Source organism: Dokdonella immobilis (assembly GCF_900115085.1).
Taxonomy (GTDB): domain Bacteria; phylum Pseudomonadota; class Gammaproteobacteria; order Xanthomonadales; family Rhodanobacteraceae; genus Dokdonella; species Dokdonella immobilis.
This window is the reverse complement of sequence record NZ_FOVF01000004.1, coordinates 128137-134545: the sequence shown is the minus strand read 5'-3', so window position 1 is coordinate 134545 and position 6409 is coordinate 128137. Positions and strand designations below refer to the sequence as shown.

Genomic DNA, 6409 nt, shown 5'->3' with positions numbered 1-6409 from the left:
TGTAGGAAGAACCTTCAGGTTCGATGCTTTTCGGCACGTTGCGAAAAGGAGCATCGAACCTGAAGGTTCTTCCTACAGGTAGCTGCGACAAGCATCTTCAGGGGCGCTTGGCGAGTATTGCGCTGGCCGAGGCGAGATCGCCGATCGTTTTCCAGTCGCGCGTGTCGAGGGCGGCCTTCGGCAACATCCACGAACCGCCGACCGTGATCACGTTGGGCAGGGCGAGATAGGCCGGTGCCTTGGCAGCGTCGATGCCGCCGGTGGGGCAGAAGCGCACGTCGGCGAACGGGCCGCCGAAGGACTTCAGCGCGCCGATGCCGCCGGAGGATTCGGCCGGGAAGAACTTGAAGCGGCGATGGCCGTGTTCGAGGCCGCGCATCAGTTCGCTGGCCGTCGCGATCGCCGGCAGGAACGGAATCGGCGCCGACGCGGCCGCGGCATACAGCGCTTCAGTGGAACCGGGCGCGATCGCGAAGACTGCGCCGGCCTCGGCGACCGCGGTCAGCGCCGCGGCATCGAGCACGGTGCCGGCACCGACGATCGCGCCGGGCACGTCGCGAACGATCGCGCGGATCGCGGCGATCGCGACTTCGCTACGCAAGGTGATTTCGAGTACCGGCAGGCCGGCTTCGACCAGGGTGCGTGCGAGCGGCACGGCATCGTCGAGGCGTTCGATCGCGATCACCGGCAACACCGGTGCCGCGCAGAGCAGTTCGTCGACACGCGCGAGCCGCGATTCGGGAGTCCAACCGGTCATCGGATCAGGTTCCTCGGTGGGCCTGGCGCAGGGCGACGGCGGCGCCGAGCAGGCCGGGATTGGGATGCACGATCACTTCGATCGTCACCGCTTCGAGCCAGGTCGAGAAGCGCCCCTTGGCGAGGAAGCGCTCGCGGAATGCGCTGCTGCGCAGGAACGGGATGAAGCGCGGCACGATGCCGCCGGCGATGGCGACCGTGCGCGCGCCGTGGATCAGCGCGGTGTCGCCGGCGACGCTGCCGAGCACCGAACAGAAGCGGGTGAGGGCACGCCGCGCTTCGAGATCGTGGCCGTCGAGCGCCGCAGTGACGATGTCGGCCGGATCGCGCAAGGGTACGTTGCGGCCGTCGCGCGGGCCGCCGTCGGTGCCGCTCAGGGCGGCGGCGATGTGCGAGAGGCCATCACCGCTCAGCACGCGTTCGGTCGAGGCGCGACCGAAGCGCGCATCGAGCCAGCGCGCGATGCGATGTTCCTCGTCGCCGATCGGGGCGAAGGTGACGTGGCCACCTTCGGTCTCGACCGCTTGCCAGCCGTCCGCATCGGAACCGACCAGCAGGCCGATGCCGAGCCCGGTGCCGGGGCCGACCAGGCTGACCGGGCCGCGCATCTGCGCGTGGGCCGGGCCATACAGGTGCACGCGGTCTTCGGCTTTCAGGGCCGGCACCGCGCAGGCGACGGCGCCGAAATCGTTTAGCATGCGCAGTTCGTCGAGGCCGAGCCGGCGCTGCAGGTCGGCGCGACTGAACGACCAGGCGCGGTTGGTCAGGCGGATCTCGTCCGTGTCGACTGGCGATGCGACTGCGAGCGCGGCGCGGCGCGGTTTCGCGCCGACCTCGCCGAGGTAGTGCTCGGCGGCATGCTGCAGGCTGGCGAACTCGGCGCCCGGCAGCGAGCGCGGTTCGATGATCTCGACCTCGGGCGCGGTCCAGTCCGTCAGCGCAAAGCGCGCGTTGGTGCCGCCGATGTCGGCGATCAGTCCGAGTTCGCGTTGCTTGCTGGATGTCATCGGGTCATTCCGCAGCGTTGATCCGCAGGTGGATGAGGGCAATGCACTTTCCCCGGCGCTCGTGGATGGCGCCTTGCCCGGCCACCCTCATCAGCCTGCCGGCAGCTTCTCCCGCCAGCGGGAGAAGCCATCACCTGCGGCCGTCCCGACTCGTGCCTTCTCCCGCTGGCGGCAGACCCGATGACAGGACTGCCGTTCGCTGCGGGGGATGCTGCCCGCGGGGCGGGCGCCATGAAGGCTGCGAATACGCGTCCCGCTCGAGGACGAGGGTGATGCAGTTCCCCGGGCGCTCGTGGATGGCGCCTTGCCAAGCCACCCTCATCAGCCTGCTGGCAGCTTCTCCCGCCAGCGGGAGATGCCATCACTGGCGGCCGTCCCGATTCGTGCCTGCTGCCGCTGGCCGGAGACAAAACGGCAGGACTGCGGTCTTGTGCCTGGGATGCTGCCCGCAAGGAGGGCGCCATGGATGCTGCGAGTCCAAGTCCCGCAGGGGTACGCGGGCGATGTTTTTCCCGAAACGCTCGTGGAAGGCGCTTAGCCGTGCCCACCGTCATCCCTCCACGAACAGGCTGCAGGCGCCTTGTTCGGCGGTGCCGGCGGCCTGGCGCATGACGCCGAACAGTTCGCGGCCGAGGCCGTGGTGGTTCGGTGCGAGGTCGAAACGGACCGGCTCGCGTGCGGCCAGCGTGGCCGCGTCGACGAGGACGTCGAGGGCGCCGGCCTCGGCGTCGATGGCGATCCGGTCGCCGTCGCGGAGCAGGGCCAGGGCACCGCCGGCGATCGCCTCGGGCACGACGTGGATCGCCGCCAGGACCTTGCCCGAGGCGCCCGACATGCGCCCGTCGGTGAGCAGGGCGACGTGCTGGCCGCGATCCTGTAGTACACCAAGGGTCGGCGTCAGCTTGTGCAGTTCGGGCATGCCGTTCGCGCGCGGACCCTGGGCGCGGACCACGGCGACGAAATCGCCGTCGAGCTGGCCGGCCTTGAAGGCATCGAGCAGGGCGTCCTGAGAATCGAAGATGCGCGCCGGCGCCTCGATCGAGCGATGTTCCGGTGCGACCGCCGAGACCTTGACCACGGCGCGACCGAGATTGCCCGAAAGCCGGCGCAGGCCGCCTTCGCTATCGAACGGCGCGGCGACCGTGCGCAGCACGCTGTCGTCGAGCGACGCGACGAGTGGCGCGCGCCAGCGCAGCTTGAGGTCGATCTGATCGGGTTCCTGCGCCTGCGCGCGCAGGTCGCCGCCATGCACGCAGTGGATGTCGGCGTGCAGCAGGCCGGCATCGAGCAGCTCGCGGATCGCGAAACCAAGCCCGCCAGCAGCCTGGAAGTGGTTCACGTCGGCGCCGCCGTTCGGATAGATGCGGGCGATCAGCGGTGTCGCGCGCGAGAGCTCGTCGAGGTCGTCCCAGTCGATGCGCAATCCGGCCGCGCGGGCGACGGCGACGAGGTGGATCGCATGGTTGGTCGAGCCACCGGTGGCGGCCAGGCCGACCATCGCATTGACGATGGCCTTCTCGTCGAGGGTCTTGGCCAGCGGGGTGTAGTGCTCGCCGAGCGCGGTGATCTTCAGGGCCTGCTCGGTGGCGGCCACGGTCAGTGCATCGCGCAGCGGCGTGCCCGGATTGACGAAGGCCGCGCCGGGCAGCATCAGGCCCATGACCTCGAGCAGCATCTGGTTCGAATTGGCGGTGCCGTAGAAGGTGCAGGTGCCGGGGCCGTGATACGACTTCGCCTCGGCTTCGAGCAGTTCCTCGCGGCTGGCCTTGCCGTCGGCGTAGCGCTGGCGCACGGCGGCCTTTTCCTTGTTCGGCAAGCCCGAGGTCATCGGTCCGGCCGGCACGAACAGCACCGGCAGATGGCCGAAGCTCAGCGCGCCGATCAGCAGGCCCGGCACGATCTTGTCGCAGACGCCAAGCAGCAAGGCGGCATCGAACATGTCGTGCGAGAGCGAGACTGCCGTGGCCAGCGCGATCGTGTCGCGCGAGAACAGCGAGAGTTCCATGCCGTCGCGGCCCTGGGTCACGCCATCGCACATGGCCGGCACGCCGCCGGCAACCTGGGCCGCGCCGCCGGCGTTGCGCGCGGCGGCGCGGATCAGGGCCGGGTAGTGCTCCATCGGCTGGTGCGCCGAGAGCATGTCGTTGTAGGCCGTGACGATGCCGATGTTGCCGCCGCGCGCTGCGCGCAGGAGGGGTTTGTCGGCGCCGGCCGCGGCGAAGCCGTGGGCCAGGTTGCCGCAGCTCAGGCGGGCGCGCGCCGGGTTGCGCGTGCGCAGGGCGTCCATGCGCGCGAGGTAGTCGTCGCGCAGGTCGCGGCTGCGTTCGGCGATGCGCGCAGTCACGCGTTCGATGACGGGATGCAGGCTCATCAGAGGCTCCAGTGGATTTCCACATGGCTGCCGGCGGCGTGCAGCAGCGCGGCGATCGGCAGGTGCATGGGGTCGTTCTCGCGCATGGCGCGGGCGAGCACGGTGTGTTTTTCGTTGCCGGTCACGGCAAGAATGATCTGGCGACTGTGCAGCAGGCGGGCCAGGCTCAGGCTGATGCGCGGATGCGGGCCGGCCGCCGGCATCGGATCGGGGACGATGGCCATGGCCGCGTCCGCGCTGCCCGGGTCCAGCGCTTCGTCGAGATTCGCCGCGCCCGGAAACAACGAGCCGAAGTGGCCGTCGCCGCCCATGCCGAGCAGGCAGGCATCGAAGGCGGCATCGACGGTCGCCAGCATGGCATTGGCGAATGCGGCATCGGCCTTGCCGCGCGGTCGTTCCGGCACCAGCGCCACCCAGCGCACGCCGTCGACGCCGGCGAACGATTCGCGCAGCTGGCGCAGGTTGCAATCGGCGTGGACGGCCGGCACCCAGCGTTCGTCGGTGGGCAGGATCGTCAGCTTCGAACCGTCGCGCGATTCGGCAGCCAGATGGCGCAGGATCGGCGGCGTCGTGCGACCGCCGGCCAGGGCCAGGGTCGCCGCGCCGCGTGCCGCAATCGCTTCGTCAAGCATGGCCGAGAGGCGCGTCGCCACGGCGGCGGCCAGCGCTTCGGCATTGGCATGTCGGGTTTCGGTCCAGGGCATCGGTGCTATTCGCGCCAGCTGTGGCCGTGGCGCTCGATCATCGCGACCGCGCTGCTCGGGCCCCAGGTTCCGGCCGGATACGGTTTCGGCGTGCTGCCCGAAGCTTTCCAGCCATCGAAGATCGCGTCAACCCATTGCCAGGCCGCTTCGGTCTCGTCGCGGCGCACGAACAGCGTGCCGTTGCCTTCGATCGCATCGAGGTAGAGGCGCTCGTAGGAGAGCCGGCGTCGATGCGCGGCGAACTGCTCGTCGACATCGAGATCGAGTGCGACCTGGGCCAGGCGCAGGCCGTTGCGATCGAGGCCCGGGGTCTTGTGCATCAGGGTCAGCTGGATGCGCTCTTCGGGCTGCAGCAGGATGACCATCGCGTTCGGCTCGACGCGCACCCCGCTGGTGGCGAAGATCGAATGTGGCACGGCGCGGAACTGCAGGTAGATCTCGGTGCAGCGGCGCGGCATGCGCTTGCCGGTGCGCAGGTAGAACGGCACGCCGGACCAGCGCCAGTTGTCGATGTGCGCGCGCAGGGCGACGAAGGTTTCGGTGTGGCTGGCGTGGCCGAGGTCGCTCAGGTAGCCCGGCACGGCGACGCCGTCGACGGCGCCGGCCGTGTATTGCCCGGCGACGCTCTCGCTGCCGACCTCGTTGCGGCCGATCAGGCGCAGCGAACGCAATACCTTGAGCTTCTCGTTGCGCACCGCGCTCGGGTCGAAGTGCGCGGGCGGCTCCATCGCGGTCAGGCAGAGCAGCTGCAACAAGTGGTTCTGCAGCATGTCGCGCATCGCGCCCGAGCTGTCGTAGTAGCCGCCGCGGCCCTCGACGCCGACCGTTTCGGCGACCGTGATCTGCACCTGTTCGATGTGCCTCGCATTCCACAGCGGCTCGAACAGCGCATTGCCGAAGCGCAGCGAGATCAGGTTCTGCACGCCTTCCTTGCCGAGGTAGTGGTCGACGCGGAACACGCGGTCCTCGTCGAACACGCGGGTGACGCCGTCGTTGATCGCGATCGACGAGGCGAGATCGTGGCCGATCGGCTTTTCGAGCAGGACGCGGGTGCCGGCGCCGCCGAGGCCGCGCTGGCCGAGCGCCTCGCAGATCGGCGCGTAGAAGCGTGGCGCCGTGCTCAGGTGGTAGACGACATCGCCATTGCGCGCCTTCGCGATCGCATCGGCCAGCGCATTCATCGAGGCCTCGTCGTCGACCGCGGCGGCGCAGTAGTCGAGGCGTTCGAGCAGGTCGCGAATGCTCGCCTCGTCGCTCTCGCCGGCGGCCACGCGCTGTTCGATGGTGGCGGCGACGCTATCGCGGAAGCCCTGTGCGTCGAGCTCGCTGCGCGCGGTGCCGAGGATGCGCAGGTCCTTCGGCAGCAGGCCGTCGCGTTGCAGGCCGTACAGCGAGGGCAGCAGCATGCGCTGGGCGAGGTCGCCGGTGGCGCCGAAGATGGTCAGCAGGTTGGCCGGATTGCCTGTCATGGAAGAGCCTGGTTCCTGGGTGGATGACGGGTTGGATAGGGACGTCCGCATACGGGTGCGTCCGCGTGCGAATGCCGCAATGCAACAGAGGGTAATCGATTA

At 69.5% G+C, this 6409-nt stretch carries 5 protein-coding genes; all 5 read right to left on the bottom strand.

Features of this window, described 5'->3' with window-relative positions; all coding sequences use genetic code 11:
• Positions 1-97: 97 nt before the first annotated feature.
• The 5 genes from eda to zwf all read right to left on the bottom strand — a co-directional run bounded on the left by eda (position 98) and on the right by zwf (position 6307).
• Positions 98-757, bottom strand: coding sequence for a bifunctional 4-hydroxy-2-oxoglutarate aldolase/2-dehydro-3-deoxy-phosphogluconate aldolase (gene eda / locus BM125_RS04685; protein ID WP_092405400.1), 660 nt, complete (start codon positions 755-757; stop codon positions 98-100).
• 4 nt (positions 758-761) lie between these two features.
• Positions 762-1763, bottom strand: a complete 1002-nt coding sequence (gene glk, locus BM125_RS04680) for a glucokinase (protein ID WP_092405398.1) — start codon at positions 1761-1763, stop codon at positions 762-764.
• Positions 1764-2313: 550 nt separating this feature from the next.
• Positions 2314-4134 (bottom strand): phosphogluconate dehydratase, encoded by a 1821-nt coding sequence (edd, locus tag BM125_RS04675; RefSeq protein ID WP_092405396.1) that lies wholly within the window; start codon positions 4132-4134, stop codon positions 2314-2316.
• Complete coding sequence (gene pgl, locus BM125_RS04670; protein WP_092405394.1) at positions 4134-4838, bottom strand: 6-phosphogluconolactonase; 705 nt, start codon at positions 4836-4838, stop codon at positions 4134-4136. Before pgl ends, edd begins: the two co-directional genes overlap by 1 nt.
• Positions 4839-4843: 5 nt before the next feature.
• Positions 4844-6307, bottom strand: a complete 1464-nt coding sequence (zwf, locus tag BM125_RS04665; protein WP_092405392.1) for a glucose-6-phosphate dehydrogenase — start codon at positions 6305-6307, stop codon at positions 4844-4846.
• Positions 6308-6409 lie beyond the last annotated feature (102 nt).

Excerpts from the sequence above, each read along its gene's own strand:
- edd (WP_092405396.1), bottom strand. The coding sequence starts at position 4,134 with ATGAGCCTGCATCCCGTCATCGAACGCGTGACTGCGCGCATCGCCGAA.
- glk (WP_092405398.1), bottom strand. The coding sequence starts at position 1,763 with ATGACATCCAGCAAGCAACGCGAACTCGGACTGATCGCCGACATCGGC.
- zwf (WP_092405392.1), bottom strand. The coding sequence starts at position 6,307 with ATGACAGGCAATCCGGCCAACCTGCTGACCATCTTCGGCGCCACCGGC.
- eda (WP_092405400.1), bottom strand. The coding sequence starts at position 757 with ATGACCGGTTGGACTCCCGAATCGCGGCTCGCGCGTGTCGACGAACTG.
- pgl (WP_092405394.1), bottom strand. The coding sequence starts at position 4,838 with ATGCCCTGGACCGAAACCCGACATGCCAATGCCGAAGCGCTGGCCGCC.